Raw genomic sequence first — 15,640 nt, 5'->3', positions numbered from 1 at the left:
CTAATATTACTATGAATTGTTTATTAACTGGTGGAACTGGAATTGTTGGGAGTCATATTATTTTTGAATGGCTACACAAAGCCATTATAGAAAAAACAGTAAATCATTTATTTGTTGTTATTAGGGATGGTGAAGCATCTGCTCAACAACGCTTACAAAATATACTACAACATAAAACACGCCCTGCTTTTTTAAATGATTTTTCTTTAGAAGATTGCTTAAAGAAAATTACAGTTATTCCCTATGATTTATCGACTATAACAAAAGAAACTTTACAAAATTATAGTTTTGATACAGTAATACATTGTGCAGGTTCTACAAGCCTATTACACACCAAAGATTCTAAACAAAAAGTACACGCTCAAAATTATCTAGTAACAAAACAACTGTTAGAACATATACCCCAATATGTTAAACGTTTTATATACATAAGTACTGCCTATTCTTTTGGAATACAGAATAAGAAAGTTAATGATACTATAGAACAATACGAAGTAACCGATTTTAGAAATCCTTACGAGCAATCTAAATATGAAAGTGAACGCTATGTAAAAGAGATTTGTAATGCAAAAAACATTCAATCTCAAATACTAAGACCAAGTATTATTTGTGGACGATTAATAGATATGCCGTTCTACGAAACTCCAAAATATGATGTATTTTATTCTTGGGCTATATTTTTAGATAAGTACGCTAAAAAATCTATAGACAATTTTAGAATTTGGATAGACAAAAAAAGTGGTTTAAATATTGTCCCTGTAGATTTTGTTTCAAAAGCAGTGCTTTATGCTTTTTTAAACCCTGAAATCAAAGAACTAAACATTGTAAACCCTAAACAGATTTTACATAAGGATTATGTTGGTGATGTGTTAGAGTCTTTTAATATAAATAGTTATGAATATATTGAAGAAAGGCCGGAAGACCTAAACCTCTTCGAGCAGTTATATTATAAAAGTATAGGTGGGCTTTTTGAAAAATATGTATCTATTCCCGACTTACAATTTCAGCCAGACCTTATTTTAAAATTAATAGAACAGTTACAACTAGATAAAAATTTAGGAGTTCACGAAAATTTCATGAACCTAATTAATTTCTCAGTAGAGAAAAAGTTTATAAAAAGTTACTAAGCTAAACTAATCCCTTTAATAAATTTAATAGTCTCTTTATTAAACAATTCTGGTTGTTCCACATTAACAACGTGTCCACAGTTTTTAACGACGTATAAAGACGACTTAATATGTTTTGCAACTACATTTTTAATAGAGGGTAAAAATAAATGATCTTCTTCTCCCATAACATATAATGTTGGGATTTTAATGTCTTTTGCTCTAAAAAAACGTAATAATGGATTTATTTCTGAAGTTAGTTTAAACCAACGTACAAACTCTTTTTGGTACAGTTTTTTAGCTTCGTTTACAAAAAGCAATCGCGAATTTTTATGATTTTTTCTTGGCATTATTATAAAAGCAAAAAACTTATACAATAACATGTATGGTACAACAGATTTAAAAATAACGCCCAACTTCATCAATACTTGAGACCTAAAGTTAAGTTTCATTATAGCACCTCCCATAATCATACTCTCTACACGTTCTGGATGCTTTTCTGCCAAGTTTCTAATTAAAATAGTCCCTAAAGAAATCCCTACAAAGTGAGATTTTTCAATTTTTAAATGGTCTATAACTTCTACAATATCATTAGTAATAGAATCAAAAGTGTATTTAGAATTAAAAGCATCCTTTAAAGCAGGTTTACTGTTTCCATGCCCTCTTAAATCTAAAACTAACACATTAAACTCAGCTCCAAAACTTCTTATTTGTTTAAACCAAATGGACGAACTCCCTCCTGCTCCGTGTACAAAGGTTACCCATTGTTTAGAAGTTTTATGCAAATAAATATGATGATTTAACAAAGTCTAGATTATTTTTAAGGAGCTAAAATACAATAATTAGAGATTATACAAACGATTTTAATGCTTCTATAACATAATCTACTTCTTCCTTTGTATTATACTTACTAAAAGAAAACCTAAGTGATGGCCTTTCTAGCTGCTCTTCAGATAATATTTGCGATAATACATGAGATCCTTTAGAGCTTCCACTTTGGCAAGCACTACCTTTAGAGCATGCTATACCTTTTAAATCTAAATTAAAAAGTAATAACATTGCTTTGTCTCCTGCAATTGGTAAACAAACATTTAAAACGGTATAAGTACTTTCATTTAAGTTTCCGCTTGCACCATTACAATGAACATCTGGGAATGCTTTAGTTAATTCATTAATAAAATAAGACTTAATCTCTTTTATGTAGTTGCGTTCTTCTTCAAGATTTTTATACGATAGTTTTAATGCGGTCTCTAAACCAGCAATATTATGAACAGCTTCTGTACCAGCACGTATACCTCGTTCTTGTTCTCCTCCAAAAATTAAAGGTTTTAAGCCAGATTGCTTTCTTATAAAAGCAAAACCAACACCTTTTGGCCCATGAAATTTATGGGCACTAACTGCCATAAAATCAATGGGGATTTCTTGTAGATCTAATACATAATGTCCAACAGACTGCACAGTATCGCTATGAAATAAAGCGTTATTAGCTTTACACAACGCTCCTACTCGTTTAATATCTAAAATATTACCTATTTCGTTATTAACATGCATTAAACTTACCAATGTTTTTTCTGGTGAATTAAGTAATTGTTCTAAATGTACATAATCTACATGGCCATTAGTATCTAATTTTACATACTCTACTGCAACATCGTATTCTAATTGCAACTGGTCTATTGTATGCAATACGCCATGGTGCTCAATTTTTGACGTAATTATTTTTTTAACATTTAAATCTCTTACAGCACTTCGTAACGCTAAATTATCGGCCTCGGTTCCCCCAGATGTAAAAATAATTTCAGATGCAGAAACATTTAAATATTTAGCAACGGTTTTTCTTGCATTCTCTATAAGAGATTTAGAAGAACGCCCGAAACTATGCGTAGATGAAGCATTTCCATAGTTCTCCTGCATAACTTTTGTCATTCTTAAAATAACTTCTTCTCTTAATTGTGTAGTAGCAGCGCTATCGAAATATACCGTTTTCATCAACTTCTCTGTTTATTATTTTCTTACACTAAACAAGTTCAATTTTTGTTAAAAAAAGACCTGTTTTATAGTGCTTTTAATAAGACAAAAATAACTCAAATAAAATTAATTAAGATATGCTACGTTATAATTTGACAATTCTATTATTTTTGTTGAATAATACACTTTTTTATGCGTAAAATATATTCGGTTTTTGTTATTTGTTTTCTTTTATTTTCATGCGATGATGGAGATATCATTACCGCAGAATTAGAATTTGGAAATACTTTTGAAGCTTGTGGAGAGCTAATTGTTTACAAAACAAAAACACAGCCTAACGAATCACTTTCTTTACAAATAGGTGTAACAGAAGGTACTACAATAAATAGCCTTTTAGAAACTGTACCAAGTACTACAAACCCTTTATTTGTAGATTTAGTAAACCCAATGATTAGTTTTCCAACCGGCAACCAGTTTAACTACAGGACTTACAACAATGACCCTACTACTGTAGATATTTTTTGTAATGATGTACCACCATCTAATATTACTATAACTCAAGATTATAGTTCTACAGAAGTTTCTGCCGTATTTACAGTTACTTTAGAAGAAGATGATAATGATGGTATTCCTGCAGAATTTGAAGATGAAAATACAGATGGAGATAATGATCCAAGCACCAACCCAACAGACACAGACGGTGATGGTTTACCAAATTATTTAGATGATGATGATGATGGAGATAATGTTAGAACCGCTTCAGAAAGCCCTAATTATAACATAACAGATGGTTTAGCAAATGCACAAGATACAGATGGTGATGGTACCCCTGATTATTTAGATACCGATGATGATGATGATGGTGTATTAACCAGAGATGAAGAAAATGATAGTCAAGATCAAGATCCAACAAATGATATTACCGATAATAGTGTAGGTTCAGACTATTTAAATGACCAAGTTAGCACTAGTGTTCCAGCAACAGCTTACAGAGAACATACAATAGGGCAAACTTTTGAAGTTAGATTATTATTAATGGGAATAAATATAGCTATACTATCGCAAGATGAATTAGATTTTGGAATATTACAGGGTAGTGCTACAACATCTTCTAGACAGGTAACACCTACGTTCTAATAATCGGATTTTGCATTTTGGTAGATGTACACTTCGGTAGCACCTAATCCATACTTTTTATAATCGGCATCATAAAATTTCACATTATTGTAGCGACCAAAAAGATATTCTAACTCTAGTTTTAGAGTCCCTTCCCCTACACCGTGAATAAAAACAATTTTCTGGATTTTCTTTTTCATTGCAAACTCCAGTTTATGTTTTGCTGTATCTAACTGTAAAATCTTTTTATCATGACTAGAGAGACCTTTATCAGATTTTATTAATTGATGGATATGTAAATCAACCTCCATAGTAGGCTGGTAACGTTCTTTACCTCTCTTTTTTACGGTAGTTTTACGTTTTAGGCTCTCTTTTTCGGAAAGGGCTTGACTTATGCTTTTATTTGAAAAAATATCATTTTTGAATGAGTGTTTTTCTTCTTTTACAATATCCGATATATCAAATTGAAGCTCAAAACCATCCGAGTCTTCAATAGTTACTGTTGTGCTGGATATATTGGTAATAATCCCTGATATATCTTCATCTAAAACAAATACAGTATCTCCTACTTTAAATGCCATAACTACTCCTCTTCTTCTTTTATAAAGTTAGGGTCTTCTTGTTCTTCTTTACTAGGGATGGTGCTAGATATTCTGTAAATACCTAACATTAATAATATAATGCCTCCCATTAATATAAGTACATTCTGCTCCTCTCGCCCATTTGCGTATAGTGCAACAATTCCACCAATAATAATTAATAAGTAATTTAAAATTTTAATGATTTCTACCGTTTTTTAAATGAGTAATACTATCACAAATTTAACTATAAAAAATGAGTTTTTATTGCTTACTGTTCATTATGCACTATTCCCACAGAAAGCGTTACAAACATTAAACTTCTGATTTTCAAATACCACTTGCATGAAAGTACTTTATATATACTTTTGTATATACTTTTTTTTTATTATGTTTGTAAATACCAAATCATGCTATAATTATGAAAAATATTTACATTAAATCCCTACTATTTTTTTTCATTTTAAGCGCTAGTTATGCGCAATTAAGTGTAAGAAATAATGCTTATGTTTTTGTTACTGATGAAGTTATCTTTGTTGAAGATGACGTAAACTTAGGAGAAACAGACGCTACAATTTACTTAAGAAACGATGCTCAACTTATTCAAGGTTCTGGTACTACTGGAAACTCTGGAGTTGGCGAATTAAGCGTTTACCAAACTGGAACTGTGCATAACTACGCATACAATTATTGGGCATCTCCTGTTGGAAATGTACTTCTTAATAATAACTCAAATAGAAGTTTTATTCCTAGTTTAAATATACATGATGTAACAGGTTTAACCACTAGTAATGCTGTTACTTTAACGGGTGATTATGATGGTACAGCTAGTCCTTTACAAATTGCTCAATATTGGTTATGGAAATATAGTCCAGGTACAACTTATAGTGACTGGGATTATGTGGGAGCTTCAAATAATGTTTCGGCTGGATTTGGATTTACAATGAAAGGATCTACTGGGTCTACTTCTCAATTGTACGATTACAGAGGGAAGCCAAATACAGGGACAATACTTACTTCTGTTTTAAATGGGCAATTTACCTTAGTAGGTAATCCATATCCTTCTGCAATAGATGCAGTAGATTATATTCACGACGTTTCAAACACACTTGCAATTACTGGTACTCTGTTTTTCTGGGAGCACGATTTATCTGTAATGTCTCATAATTTAACAGCTTATGTTGGAGGTTATGCAACATATACTATTAGTTCGGACGGGATGGTAGAATCTTTTGTTCCTGCGGTTTTTAACACTGTAAATATAGATGGAACTTTAAATACAGGAGGTTCAACTTCTACAAGCGGGAAAGCAGTGCACAGATATATACCAGTAGCCCAAGGATTCATGATTGAAGGGACTATTAATGGTTCAGCAGTTATTAGAAACAGTCACAGAGAATATTACAAACAATCTGATAGTGACAGTGAATTCTTTAAAACAACATCTGCTTCAGCTACTGAAGATAACGATTCTGTAAGTGCAATTAATGAATTAGAATACAACGAAGATGGTTTTCAAATTTTAGGACCAGAATATAAGCGTTTTAGATTAAATGTAGATTTTAATCAACAACATACTAGACAATTATTACATAACTTTCATAGCTCTGCAACAGATGGTTTTGATTATGGATTAGAGTCAAATAACTCAAATCCAAATCCAGCTGATGCCTATTTCATGTTAGAAGATACTGCATATATAGTACAAGCTCATGATTTTGATATCGATTTAAAAATACCTTTAGCTATTGTTATAGATGAAGATATGCCTATAACGGTAAGAATATTTGATGTTCAAAATTTTGATGAACAACCAATTTACTTACATGATATAGAAGAAGATATATACTACGATTTAAATGAAATTAATTTTGATACAAATTTAGAAGCTGGAGAATATAAAGATAGATTTGAGATTACATTTAAAAATCCTAACGAGCAATTAAGTGTTACAGAGTTTGAAACTAGCGATTTCTCTATTTTCCAAAATAATACAGTCTCTCAATTAACAATAAAAAACCCAGAAGCTTTATCTATTAAATCTGTAGTATTATATGATGTTGCTGGAAAACGTGTTATGCAAAACACAAACTTAAGTAATAATACCTTATATGAATTTCCTACTAGAAATTTAAGCGATGGTGTTTATGTTGTTAACGTAACATTAGACAATGAAGAAGCTATAAATAAAAAAATAATAGTGACTAATAAGTAAACAGAAACTATTACTAAATAATAATACACTAAAAAGTTGATAGCCTAAAAAACTATCAACTTTTTTATTACGTCTATTTTTATACATTTGTTATAAACTAATAATATGCCATTACAGGAACAATACATGTTGCCTTGCCTAAATAAAAAACTTTTTGGTTTTGAATGTATGGGTTGTGGATTACAACGGTCTTTAAGTTTTTTAATACATGGGGAATTCATCGCAGCCTTTAAAATGTATCCTGCAATATTTACATTAATCCCCCTTGCATTAGCTATATGTATTTCCTTTTTTTATAAAAAGAAATACATCTATAAAATTATTAATATACTAGCAATAGCTTCTGTTTTAATAATTATTGTTAGTTTTATAATCAAGAAAATCAACTAAATTATATATTACATGAAAAAAAAACTAAATCCAACTTTAGTATACGTACTTTCTATAGCTGGCTTTGTATGTTGCTGCTTAGGTGGTGCTTTTTTATCAATTCCAGCTTATTTTATTGCTAATAATAAAATTAAAGATGCGCAGCTAAACCCTGGTGATTATGAAGATGGTATTGACATTAATGCCATGAAAACAGCTAAAACTGTTGCGTTAATATCATCTATTATAGGTATAATAGTATTAATACGAATTATCTATGTTTTAGCAACCAACGATATGGATGAGTTAAGACAAGTATGGGAAGATGCTATGGAACAAGCTAGACAAAATCAATAATTAATAAACACTGACTAAACATTTAAAATAAAGATCACATGGAAAACATCAAACCACAAAGACCAAATAGTTATTTAGCTTTAGCAATAATTAGTACTATTTTATGTTGTTTACCAACAGGTATAGTAAGTATAGTATACGCGACCAAAGTAAATAGTGCATACGAAGATGGAAACTATGAACTAGCAGAAAAGTCTTCTAAAAATGCGAAAACATGGGGAATAGCCTCTATTGTTTTAGGAGCAGTAGGAATTATTCTTTATTTTGTTTTTATAGGTTTTGCAGTAATTGCTAATGGCGGATACTAATTTTTTTATAAAGAACAAGATTATATTTATTACAATTACAGTGGTATTATTGATAGTAATAATACCACTGTATTTTTTTTATGACCCAATTGTTCATCATATTTTTCCTGAGTGTTTATTTTATAAAGCAACTAATCTCCACTGTCCAGGCTGCGGTACTCAAAGAGCAATTCATAAATTATTACATGGAAATATAATTGAAGGGCTAAAGCATAACTTATTACTGCTATTACTTTTTATTGTTTTAGTATATCAATGTTTTATCTTTTTAATGAATAGATATACTTCTAAAAAAACAAAAAGTTTATTACATAGATCTATAGTTACCAAAACAATATTAATTATAGTTATCTTATTTTGGGTTCTAAGAAATATAGACATCTATCCATTTACAATATTAGCTCCATAAAAAAAGCGACCAATGGTCGCTTTTTTTATTATATCTATCTAAATACTTGCTATAACAGCAAAAATAAGAGCTAATGCATATAAGCTAATGACAATTAAAGTAAAAATACCTATAAATTTATAATGCGATTTCATATTAGAAAAAGCAGATTTTAAATCTACATTACTTTTTGTTTTTAATGCTGCTTTCATTTTTCTAGAAAAATTAAACAAATATATTATGGGTATAATATATATAGCTCCCATAATAATATAAATTAATCCAAAATAGGCCATAGAAAACCCTGTTCCTGCATAAGGATTAAAAGCATCATTAGTACTTGCTATTAAAGAAAAATACAAGCCTAGAATTACAATTAATCCAATACCAAAAAAACCTAGTATTGATAAAAAATAAGTCCAACTTGAAGTTTCTTTTAAAAAACCTATAATATCATTATCTATATTAAGTTCGAAATTATCAAACTTAGATATTTTTTCTTCCATTTACTAAACCTCGAACTGTTTTAGTGTTTTAATTATTATAGATACACAATCTAATAATTGCTCTTTAGTCATAACTAAAGGTGGAGCGAAACGAATAATGTTTCCATGTGTAGGTTTTGCTAATAAACCATTATCTCTAAGTGCCATACATATATTCCAAGCTGTATCGCTGTCTTCTGTATCATTTATTAAAATTGCATTAAGTAAGCCTTTACCTCGCACAGCATTTACAATAGAACTAGTTTCAACATACTTAGCTATTTCACTTCTAAATAATTCTCCTAATTCTTGTGCATTTTCTGCCAAAGATTCTTCTTTAACGACTTCTAATGCAGCTATTGCTACAGCAGCAGCAACAGGATTACCTCCAAAAGTACTACCGTGGTTTCCTGGCTTAATAACATTCATAATGTTATCGTTTGCTAATACTGCAGATACAGGATATGCTCCTCCAGATAATGCTTTTCCTAAAATTAAAATATCGGCTTTAACCTCTTCATGATCTATTGCTAACAATTTACCAGTTCTTGCAATCCCCGTTTGCACTTCGTCTGCAATAAATAGTACATTGTGTTGTTTACAAAGTGCTCTAGCTTTGGTTAAGTAACCTTCTGATGGTACATATACTCCAGCTTCACCTTGAATAGGCTCTACTAAAAACCCTGCAACATTTTTATTGTTAGTTAAAGCTTCTTCTAAAGCTTTTAAATTATCATATTCTATTTTGATAAAACCTGCTGTGTATGGCCCGAAGTTTTTACGTGCTATAGGATCATTAGAAAACGAAATAATGGTTGTTGTTCTTCCGTGGAAGTTATTTTCACAAACTATTATTTCTGCATCATTTTCATTAATTCCTTTAACTTCGTATGCCCATTTTCTACATAACTTTAAAGCTGTCTCTACCGCTTCTGCTCCTGTATTCATAGGTAACAGCTTATCGTAACCAAAATAGTTGGTTGCAAATTGCTCATATCTACCTAATACGTCATTATAAAATGCTCTAGATGTTAATGTTAATTGCTTTGCTTGGTCTACCATAGCACCCACAATTTTTGGGTGACAATGTCCTTGATTTACGGCTGAATATGCCGATAAAAAATCATAATACTTTTTTCCTTCTACGTCCCATACATGTACACCTTCTCCTTTACTTAATACTACTGGAAGTGGGTGGTAATTGTGAGCTCCGTACTTGTCTTCTAAATCTATCGCTTGTTGCGATGTTAAATGTTCTAAAACAGCCATTTTAATTAAAATTTAAATGTGAATAAAATAACCATTCCTACTGTACCTTTATCCTTTCGAAGAATTCGAAAATTCAGCGTGGGAGAGAAATCATCCCTAGAGCTCGCAAATTACTAAATAATACGTAGGCTTTAAAATATTATGACGACATTTTATTAGCTAAAGAGGAAACTTGCAATTCCAGTCTTTTAATTTCTCTTAATAATGCATTTTTATCCATTTGCATCCATGCGAATACTTTTAACATGCTTACTCCTAGCAAAAATATTATGGTTCCTGTACTCCATTTTATCAATTCTTTTGTCTCCTCTGCATTAAAAAACTGCACTATACAATATATAAATAGGATAAAAAATACTACAGTTACTATGTTCATTAATAGCATAATCCATTTGTTTTTACCTTTAAACAAACCCCATATCATTTGGAAAACACCTTGCTCGTCTAAATCTTCATAAAACTTAGCTTCTTCTTGTGTTAATGTCTCTTTTATTAGCGCGTCTATTGCTTCAGTATCATTTTTCATAATTAGTTATGTTTTAATATTAATTTTAATCGTTCTCTTGCATGAAATAATCTAGATTTTATGGTTCCTACCGAAACATCTAATACATTACTTATTTCTTTTAATGAATAATCTTGCACATAAAACAAACGAATTACCATTTGTTGATGTTCTGGAAGCTCATATATCGCCTTCAATAATTTTTGATTGATACTACTATTATTTGTAATAGTAAGGTTATCTAGTTGGTGTGCATAAGAATATTTTTCTAATAATATTCGCTGTTTAGCATTAGCTTTAAGACTATCTAAAGACTTTGTATATACAATACGCAACGCCCAACTACCAAAATAATTAGGTTCCTTTAATTGATTTAATTTATCTATTATAGTTTTCCAACTATCTTGAGCAATGTCTTTAGCTAAATCGGCATCTTTAACTAACCAAAAAGCCTTACTACAAAATTGTTTATGCCAGCGTTTTACTAGTAACGATAACGCCTTTGCATCTCCCTTTTGGTATTGCTTAACGAGTAATCCGTCTGTTATTTTACTTTTTTTATTCATTAAAATTAAGAGCAACTTATACTATAAAGACCTCAAAAAATTAAAAAGGTTCATTTTTTAAAAGAAGTTTCTTAAAGATAATTCAAATTACTTCCTTTTTATGTATTGCTATTATTATTTTTGCATTTATGTCAAGAAGAAAAAATAAAAGAAAACAAGTATTTACAAACGTAGAAGTTGTAGATGCTGGGGCAAAAGGAAAGACAATTGCTCGTGCTGCAGATGGAAAGGTTATTTTTTTACCTAATGCTGTACCTGGCGATGTTGTAGATGTACAAACTTTTAAAAAGCGTAAAGCGTATTATGAAGGTAAAGCGATTGCTTTTCATAAATTATCAGATAAGCGTGTAACTCCTGCTTGTGAACATTTTGGAACATGTGGAGGTTGTAAATGGCAAGACATGGGCTACGAGCACCAATTGTTTTATAAAGAAAAAGAGGTTACTAATAATTTAACTAGAATTGGACATATAGAATTACCAGAAGTTACCCCAATTTTAGGTTCTAAAGCGCAATATTTTTATAGAAATAAAATGGAATTTTCTTTTAGTGACTCTCGCTGGTTAACTATAGAAGAAGTGCAGTCTGACGAAGATTTAGGTGACAGAAATGCTTTAGGGTTTCATATTCCTGGAATGTGGGATAAAATACTAGATATAAAAACATGTCATTTGCAAGCAGACCCGTCTAACGCTATACGTAATGCGGTTAAGGAATTTGCTATTAAAAACGAATTAGAGTTTTTTAATACGCGTAATCAAACAGGATTATTACGTACTATGATGATTAGAACTGCTTCTACTGGAGATATTATGGTCATGATTCAGTTTTTTAAGGAAGATAAAGTTAAACGTGAACTATTATTAGATTTTCTAGCCGAAACATTTCCAGAAATCACCTCTTTACAGTATGTTATAAATAGCAAAGCAAATGATACTATTTATGATCAAGATGTAATTTGTTATAAAGGGCAAGATCATATTTTTGAAGAAATGGAAGGTTTAAAGTTTAAAATTAATGCTAAATCGTTTTACCAAACCAATTCTGAGCAAGCCTATGAACTTTATAAATTAACACGTGACTGTGCGGATTTAACAGGAGACGAATTGGTTTATGATTTATATACAGGAACGGGTACTATTGCGCAATTTGTATCTAAAAATGCAAAAAAAGTGGTTGGTGTAGAATCTGTACCAGATGCAATTACTGCTGCTAAAGAAAATGCCCTATTAAATGGTATTGATAATGTAGATTTTTACGTTGGGGATATGAAAAACGTATTTAACCAAGAGTTTATTAATACACATGGGCAACCAGATGTTATTATTACAGACCCTCCAAGAGATGGAATGCACAAAGATGTTGTACAGCAAATATTAAATGTTGCTCCTAAAAAAGTAGTATATGTAAGTTGTAATAGTGCTACACAGGCTAGAGATTTAGCTTTAATGGATGCGACATACAAAGTAACTAAAACACAAGCGGTGGACATGTTCCCGCAAACTTTCCACGTCGAGAACATTGTAGTGCTTGAATTAAGAAAATAAGTAATACATTTTAAAATATAACAACTCAAAAAACGGCTTAAAAACAAAACAATATTTAAGTCGTTTTTTATATAAATGGATCACGACTCTATCCACTTTACTCTATATCATCTTTTTATGTTAAAGACTAGAATATAAAAATTACCAATATTAAGCCAGTCTGTCTAGAAACAGCTAAATAAAAGAGTTGTTAACACAAGAGATAACAGAACAAAAAGGAAGCGATTCATTTAGTTATTATTATTTTACGAATAAAGAAACTAAATATAGGTATAATTATACTAAGAAAAACTCTTAGTTATGGTAATGATACTAGCCATAAAAACCTATTTATTAGAAACTACGGTTTTAACCGTAAAAAAACACGTTAATAATCAACTGACTATCAATGTTTAGCATTTTTGTCGATTTTTATAGCTTTTTAACGAAAAGTGAACTTTGACGTTTTTTTGTCTGATTACAACATGTTGTAAATATTTCAAATTAATTTGCCTTTTTTACTTTTTTATTACTTTTAATAAATGCTATTTAATATTATACTATATTCATCATTATAGCTTAGATTTTTTCAATAGTAATTGATGTAATATTTATTAAAATAGATAATCTTGATTCATTATTAAGGCTAAGTTTTCAATCCCAGAATCATTCTAATTCACATTTTTTTATTATTTTATTTTTAATAAATTAGGGTTTAAATGGATTAAAAATTAGATGAATTAACCTAATACGAAAACAAATTTTAAGAAAATAAATATCTATTATAAAACGTTGTTTTTATAACATATCTTTGCATTACAAATTTATAGCGCAGTTATACTTTTATAAAACAGTATTTGTTAAATAAATTAAAACTATTGCTTTTAAACCAATTAGCATTAGTAACATTACAGTTAAATTTATAAAATGAAAAAAATTATAATCCCATTATTAATAGGCATCACTTTTGTTTTGGGTTGTGAAAGAGACGATTTATGCCCAGAAGATACACCTACTACACCTCGATTGGTTATTGATTTTAAAGATGTTGCCAATGCAGATAACTCTAAAAATGTATTTAACTTTAGAGTTGAAGATGCCAACGACTCAGAAAGTGTTTTATCTGATTATAATAATGTAACAGCTAACCAAGTTATACTACCATTAAAAACAACAGAAGATAGTACAAAATTTGCGCTTTATAAAGATTTTGGTGAGATTGACGATAATGGAACACCAAATGATGAAACCGACGACATTCAATTAGTAAATAGAGATGTTATAACTATAGCATACGCAAGAGAAGATGTTTATGTGTCTCGAGCTTGTGGTTACAAAACCATTTTTAAAAATGTTACTATTACCATTGAAAACGACAGTGACAACTGGTTACAAATTATAGATGCTATAAACGATATTACAATTATAGAAAATGAGACAGAGACACACTTTAACATACGCCACTAGTTTAATTATACTATTGCTTTGCGTTACTGTTAGAGCACAAAATGATACTAGTAATGCAGAGATTAAAAACGATACTTTAAAAATAAAACAAAAATACGGTTTACGTCTTGGTACAGATGCTAGTAAGTTAATTCGTTCGTTTTTAGAAGATGATTACAAAGGTTTTGAAATTAATGGAGATTACAGATTAACAAAAGATTGGTTTATTGCTGGTGAGTTAGGTACAGAAGAAAAAACAACGACTACAGACTTTTTAAGCGCAACCGCTTCTGGTAGTTACTTTAAGGCAGGAATGGACTACAACATGTACAAGAATTGGTTAAACATGGAAAATATGATATATGCTGGTTTTAGAGCTGGTTTTAGTACATTCTCACAACAACGTAACAGCTACACCGTATATACTACAGACCAATATTGGCAACCTCAATTTTCGTCTAATGAGGCTTTAAAATTTAATGGACTTTCCGCTATTTGGGTTGAACTTATTATTGGAATAAAGGCAGAGGTTTTAAACAATTTATTTATTGGTATTAATGCACAGTTAAAAGGACTTATTTCGGAAGACAAGCCAGATAATTTTGAAAATTTATATATTCCTGGGTTTAATAAAACTTATGATAGTGGTAGTTTTGGTGTTGGGTATGGTTACACTATATCGTATCGCATTCCAATTTTTAACAAAAGTAAATAATACATATCGTTAACGATTTCCTTTTATTGCTTTATAATTTAGTAATACTATACTAACAGTTTTATCTTTTAAAATGTTTCGGATTCCGGTGTATTCTGCATAATTAACCACTCTATTAATTGCCCATATATATTTATTTTGATTTGGGAAATGAGTTTTAATTATTTGGTAATTTCTATAGCCTGTAGATATAGAAATATTTGGTTGAGATTTAATTACCCTTTTTATTTCTACTATACTATTTTTTAAATCATCAGCTTCTTTGAGATATAATTTTGGAAGTAATAATTGCTTGTTTTAAGGTGTACTAATCGTTTTAAATATCTTGTTTAATTTTATAAAGGCACAATCAAAAAACACATTTAAACCGATAAAAACAACACTTAGTCTATTACTTACAATGCAACAAAAACAAAAAACACTGATAAACAAACATCTAAATTAATAACAAATCATTCGGCTATATTAATATTTTTTTTATATTTGTTACAGGTAAATTTGCTATTAACCATAAATAACCGAGAAATGCCCCATTTATTAACCTTAAATTCTATTCTAGAAGATTTTACATCTTCTAAACTAGTTACAATACTTTCTATAGCTTTAATAGCTGTTCTAGTTTTACTTGTAAAAAGTATTGTTAATGCTTTAAAACTAGAAAAAGAGAGAAAAAAATTAGAAAAATAACTCCTAAAAAAACACCTATTAAATAATAGGTGCTTT

At 29.9% G+C, this 15,640-nt stretch carries 18 protein-coding genes; 11 read left to right on the top strand and 7 right to left on the bottom strand.

Going from position 1 to position 15,640, the window contains the following annotated elements:
* The first annotated feature begins 11 nt into the window (after positions 1-11).
* Positions 12-1,127, top strand: coding sequence for an SDR family oxidoreductase (locus tag ACVC08_RS05050; protein ID WP_452601231.1), 1,116 nt, complete (start codon positions 12-14; stop codon positions 1,125-1,127).
* Here the strand turns inward: ACVC08_RS05050 and ACVC08_RS05045 are convergent.
* Entirely contained in the window at positions 1,124-1,912 is a 789-nt protein-coding gene (locus tag ACVC08_RS05045) for an alpha/beta fold hydrolase (protein ID WP_452601230.1), read from the bottom strand. The genes ACVC08_RS05050 and ACVC08_RS05045 overlap by 4 nt on opposite strands.
* Before the next feature lie 43 nt (positions 1,913-1,955).
* Positions 1,956-3,095 carry a cysteine desulfurase family protein gene (locus tag ACVC08_RS05040; RefSeq protein WP_452601229.1) on the bottom strand — a complete coding sequence of 380 codons (1,140 nt, stop codon included), beginning with the start codon at positions 3,093-3,095 and terminating at the stop codon, positions 1,956-1,958.
* Positions 3,096-3,266: 171 nt separating this feature from the next.
* On the opposite strand from ACVC08_RS05040, the gene ACVC08_RS05035 reads away from it, so the two are divergent.
* The gene (locus tag ACVC08_RS05035; protein WP_452601228.1) at positions 3,267-4,211 is read left to right on the top strand and encodes a hypothetical protein; all 945 of its coding nucleotides are present in this window, start codon (positions 3,267-3,269) and stop codon (positions 4,209-4,211) included.
* On the opposite strand, the gene ACVC08_RS05030 is transcribed toward ACVC08_RS05035, so the two are convergent.
* Positions 4,208-4,771 (bottom strand): DNA mismatch repair protein MutS, encoded by a 564-nt coding sequence (locus ACVC08_RS05030; RefSeq protein ID WP_452601227.1) that lies wholly within the window; start codon positions 4,769-4,771, stop codon positions 4,208-4,210. The two genes, ACVC08_RS05035 and ACVC08_RS05030, sit on opposite strands and share 4 nt — an antisense overlap.
* Before the next feature lie 418 nt (positions 4,772-5,189).
* Between ACVC08_RS05030 and ACVC08_RS05025 the strand changes: the two genes are divergently transcribed.
* The 5 genes from ACVC08_RS05025 (at position 5,190) to ACVC08_RS05005 (ending at position 8,426) form a co-directional block, all read left to right on the top strand.
* The gene (locus tag ACVC08_RS05025) at positions 5,190-6,983 is read left to right on the top strand and encodes a T9SS type A sorting domain-containing protein (protein WP_452601226.1); all 1,794 of its coding nucleotides are present in this window, start codon (positions 5,190-5,192) and stop codon (positions 6,981-6,983) included.
* A 105-nt stretch (positions 6,984-7,088) separates the two neighbouring features.
* Positions 7,089-7,373, top strand: coding sequence for a DUF2752 domain-containing protein (locus ACVC08_RS05020; RefSeq protein ID WP_452598389.1), 285 nt, complete (start codon positions 7,089-7,091; stop codon positions 7,371-7,373).
* A gap of 12 nt (positions 7,374-7,385) precedes the next feature.
* Positions 7,386-7,709 (top strand): CCC motif membrane protein, encoded by a 324-nt coding sequence (locus tag ACVC08_RS05015; protein WP_452601225.1) that lies wholly within the window; start codon positions 7,386-7,388, stop codon positions 7,707-7,709.
* 38 nt (positions 7,710-7,747) lie between these two features.
* Positions 7,748-8,017 carry a CD225/dispanin family protein gene (locus ACVC08_RS05010; RefSeq protein ID WP_452598387.1) on the top strand — a complete coding sequence of 90 codons (270 nt, stop codon included), beginning with the start codon at positions 7,748-7,750 and terminating at the stop codon, positions 8,015-8,017.
* Complete coding sequence (locus ACVC08_RS05005) at positions 8,004-8,426, top strand: DUF2752 domain-containing protein (RefSeq protein ID WP_452601224.1); 423 nt, start codon at positions 8,004-8,006, stop codon at positions 8,424-8,426. The genes ACVC08_RS05010 and ACVC08_RS05005 overlap by 14 nt, the downstream gene beginning before the upstream one ends.
* 38 nt (positions 8,427-8,464) lie before the next feature.
* Here ACVC08_RS05005 and ACVC08_RS05000 read toward each other — a convergent pair whose 3' ends face one another.
* The 4 genes from ACVC08_RS05000 to ACVC08_RS04985 form a co-directional block, all read right to left on the bottom strand.
* Positions 8,465-8,911: a DUF5362 family protein gene (locus ACVC08_RS05000; protein ID WP_452599419.1), complete on the bottom strand. Its 447-nt coding sequence runs from the start codon at positions 8,909-8,911 to the stop codon at positions 8,465-8,467.
* A gap of 3 nt (positions 8,912-8,914) precedes the next feature.
* The gene (gene rocD / locus ACVC08_RS04995) at positions 8,915-10,159 is read right to left on the bottom strand and encodes an ornithine--oxo-acid transaminase (protein ID WP_452599418.1); all 1,245 of its coding nucleotides are present in this window, start codon (positions 10,157-10,159) and stop codon (positions 8,915-8,917) included.
* Positions 10,160-10,298: 139 nt separating this feature from the next.
* The gene (locus ACVC08_RS04990; protein WP_452601223.1) at positions 10,299-10,685 is read right to left on the bottom strand and encodes a DUF6768 family protein; all 387 of its coding nucleotides are present in this window, start codon (positions 10,683-10,685) and stop codon (positions 10,299-10,301) included.
* A 2-nt stretch (positions 10,686-10,687) separates the two neighbouring features.
* Positions 10,688-11,230 carry an RNA polymerase sigma factor gene (locus ACVC08_RS04985; protein WP_452601222.1) on the bottom strand — a complete coding sequence of 181 codons (543 nt, stop codon included), beginning with the start codon at positions 11,228-11,230 and terminating at the stop codon, positions 10,688-10,690.
* A 128-nt stretch (positions 11,231-11,358) separates the two neighbouring features.
* Between ACVC08_RS04985 and rlmD the strand changes: the two genes are divergently transcribed.
* The 4 genes from rlmD (at position 11,359) to ACVC08_RS04965 (ending at position 15,604) form a co-directional block, all read left to right on the top strand.
* A complete protein-coding gene (gene rlmD / locus ACVC08_RS04980) occupies positions 11,359-12,777 on the top strand; it encodes a 23S rRNA (uracil(1939)-C(5))-methyltransferase RlmD (protein ID WP_452601221.1) in 1,419 nt (472 codons plus the stop codon).
* Between the two features lie 906 nt (positions 12,778-13,683).
* On the top strand, positions 13,684-14,223 hold the full coding sequence (locus ACVC08_RS04975; protein WP_452601220.1) for a DUF6452 family protein: 540 nt from the start codon (positions 13,684-13,686) through the stop codon (positions 14,221-14,223).
* Positions 14,189-14,917 (top strand): DUF6048 family protein, encoded by a 729-nt coding sequence (locus ACVC08_RS04970; RefSeq protein ID WP_452601219.1) that lies wholly within the window; start codon positions 14,189-14,191, stop codon positions 14,915-14,917. Before ACVC08_RS04975 ends, ACVC08_RS04970 begins: the two co-directional genes overlap by 35 nt.
* 525 nt (positions 14,918-15,442) lie before the next feature.
* A complete protein-coding gene (locus ACVC08_RS04965) occupies positions 15,443-15,604 on the top strand; it encodes a hypothetical protein (protein ID WP_452600213.1) in 162 nt (53 codons plus the stop codon).
* The last annotated feature ends 36 nt before the right edge of the window (positions 15,605-15,640 follow it).

The sequence above is a fragment of the Pontimicrobium sp. MEBiC06410 genome, from assembly GCF_053601615.1.
This window is presented reverse-complemented; position numbering and strand designations above follow the sequence as displayed.

What these genes read in the sequence shown, in the direction of transcription:
- ACVC08_RS05020 (WP_452598389.1), top strand. Translation starts at nt 7,089, where the DNA reads ATGCCATTACAGGAACAATACATGTTGCCTTGCCTAAATAAAAAACTT.
- ACVC08_RS05010 (WP_452598387.1), top strand. Translation starts at nt 7,748, where the DNA reads ATGGAAAACATCAAACCACAAAGACCAAATAGTTATTTAGCTTTAGCA.
- ACVC08_RS04970 (WP_452601219.1), top strand. Translation starts at nt 14,189, where the DNA reads ATGAGACAGAGACACACTTTAACATACGCCACTAGTTTAATTATACTA.
- ACVC08_RS05025 (WP_452601226.1), top strand. Translation starts at nt 5,190, where the DNA reads ATGAAAAATATTTACATTAAATCCCTACTATTTTTTTTCATTTTAAGC.
- ACVC08_RS05015 (WP_452601225.1), top strand. Translation starts at nt 7,386, where the DNA reads ATGAAAAAAAAACTAAATCCAACTTTAGTATACGTACTTTCTATAGCT.
- rlmD (WP_452601221.1), top strand. Translation starts at nt 11,359, where the DNA reads ATGTCAAGAAGAAAAAATAAAAGAAAACAAGTATTTACAAACGTAGAA.
- ACVC08_RS04990 (WP_452601223.1), bottom strand. Translation starts at nt 10,685, where the DNA reads ATGAAAAATGATACTGAAGCAATAGACGCGCTAATAAAAGAGACATTA.
- ACVC08_RS04965 (WP_452600213.1), top strand. Translation starts at nt 15,443, where the DNA reads ATGCCCCATTTATTAACCTTAAATTCTATTCTAGAAGATTTTACATCT.
- rocD (WP_452599418.1), bottom strand. Translation starts at nt 10,159, where the DNA reads ATGGCTGTTTTAGAACATTTAACATCGCAACAAGCGATAGATTTAGAA.
- ACVC08_RS04975 (WP_452601220.1), top strand. Translation starts at nt 13,684, where the DNA reads ATGAAAAAAATTATAATCCCATTATTAATAGGCATCACTTTTGTTTTG.
- ACVC08_RS05035 (WP_452601228.1), top strand. Translation starts at nt 3,267, where the DNA reads ATGCGTAAAATATATTCGGTTTTTGTTATTTGTTTTCTTTTATTTTCA.
- ACVC08_RS05030 (WP_452601227.1), bottom strand. Translation starts at nt 4,771, where the DNA reads ATGGCATTTAAAGTAGGAGATACTGTATTTGTTTTAGATGAAGATATA.
- ACVC08_RS04985 (WP_452601222.1), bottom strand. Translation starts at nt 11,230, where the DNA reads ATGAATAAAAAAAGTAAAATAACAGACGGATTACTCGTTAAGCAATAC.
- ACVC08_RS05040 (WP_452601229.1), bottom strand. Translation starts at nt 3,095, where the DNA reads ATGAAAACGGTATATTTCGATAGCGCTGCTACTACACAATTAAGAGAA.
- ACVC08_RS05000 (WP_452599419.1), bottom strand. Translation starts at nt 8,911, where the DNA reads ATGGAAGAAAAAATATCTAAGTTTGATAATTTCGAACTTAATATAGAT.
- ACVC08_RS05050 (WP_452601231.1), top strand. Translation starts at nt 12, where the DNA reads ATGAATTGTTTATTAACTGGTGGAACTGGAATTGTTGGGAGTCATATT.
- ACVC08_RS05005 (WP_452601224.1), top strand. Translation starts at nt 8,004, where the DNA reads ATGGCGGATACTAATTTTTTTATAAAGAACAAGATTATATTTATTACA.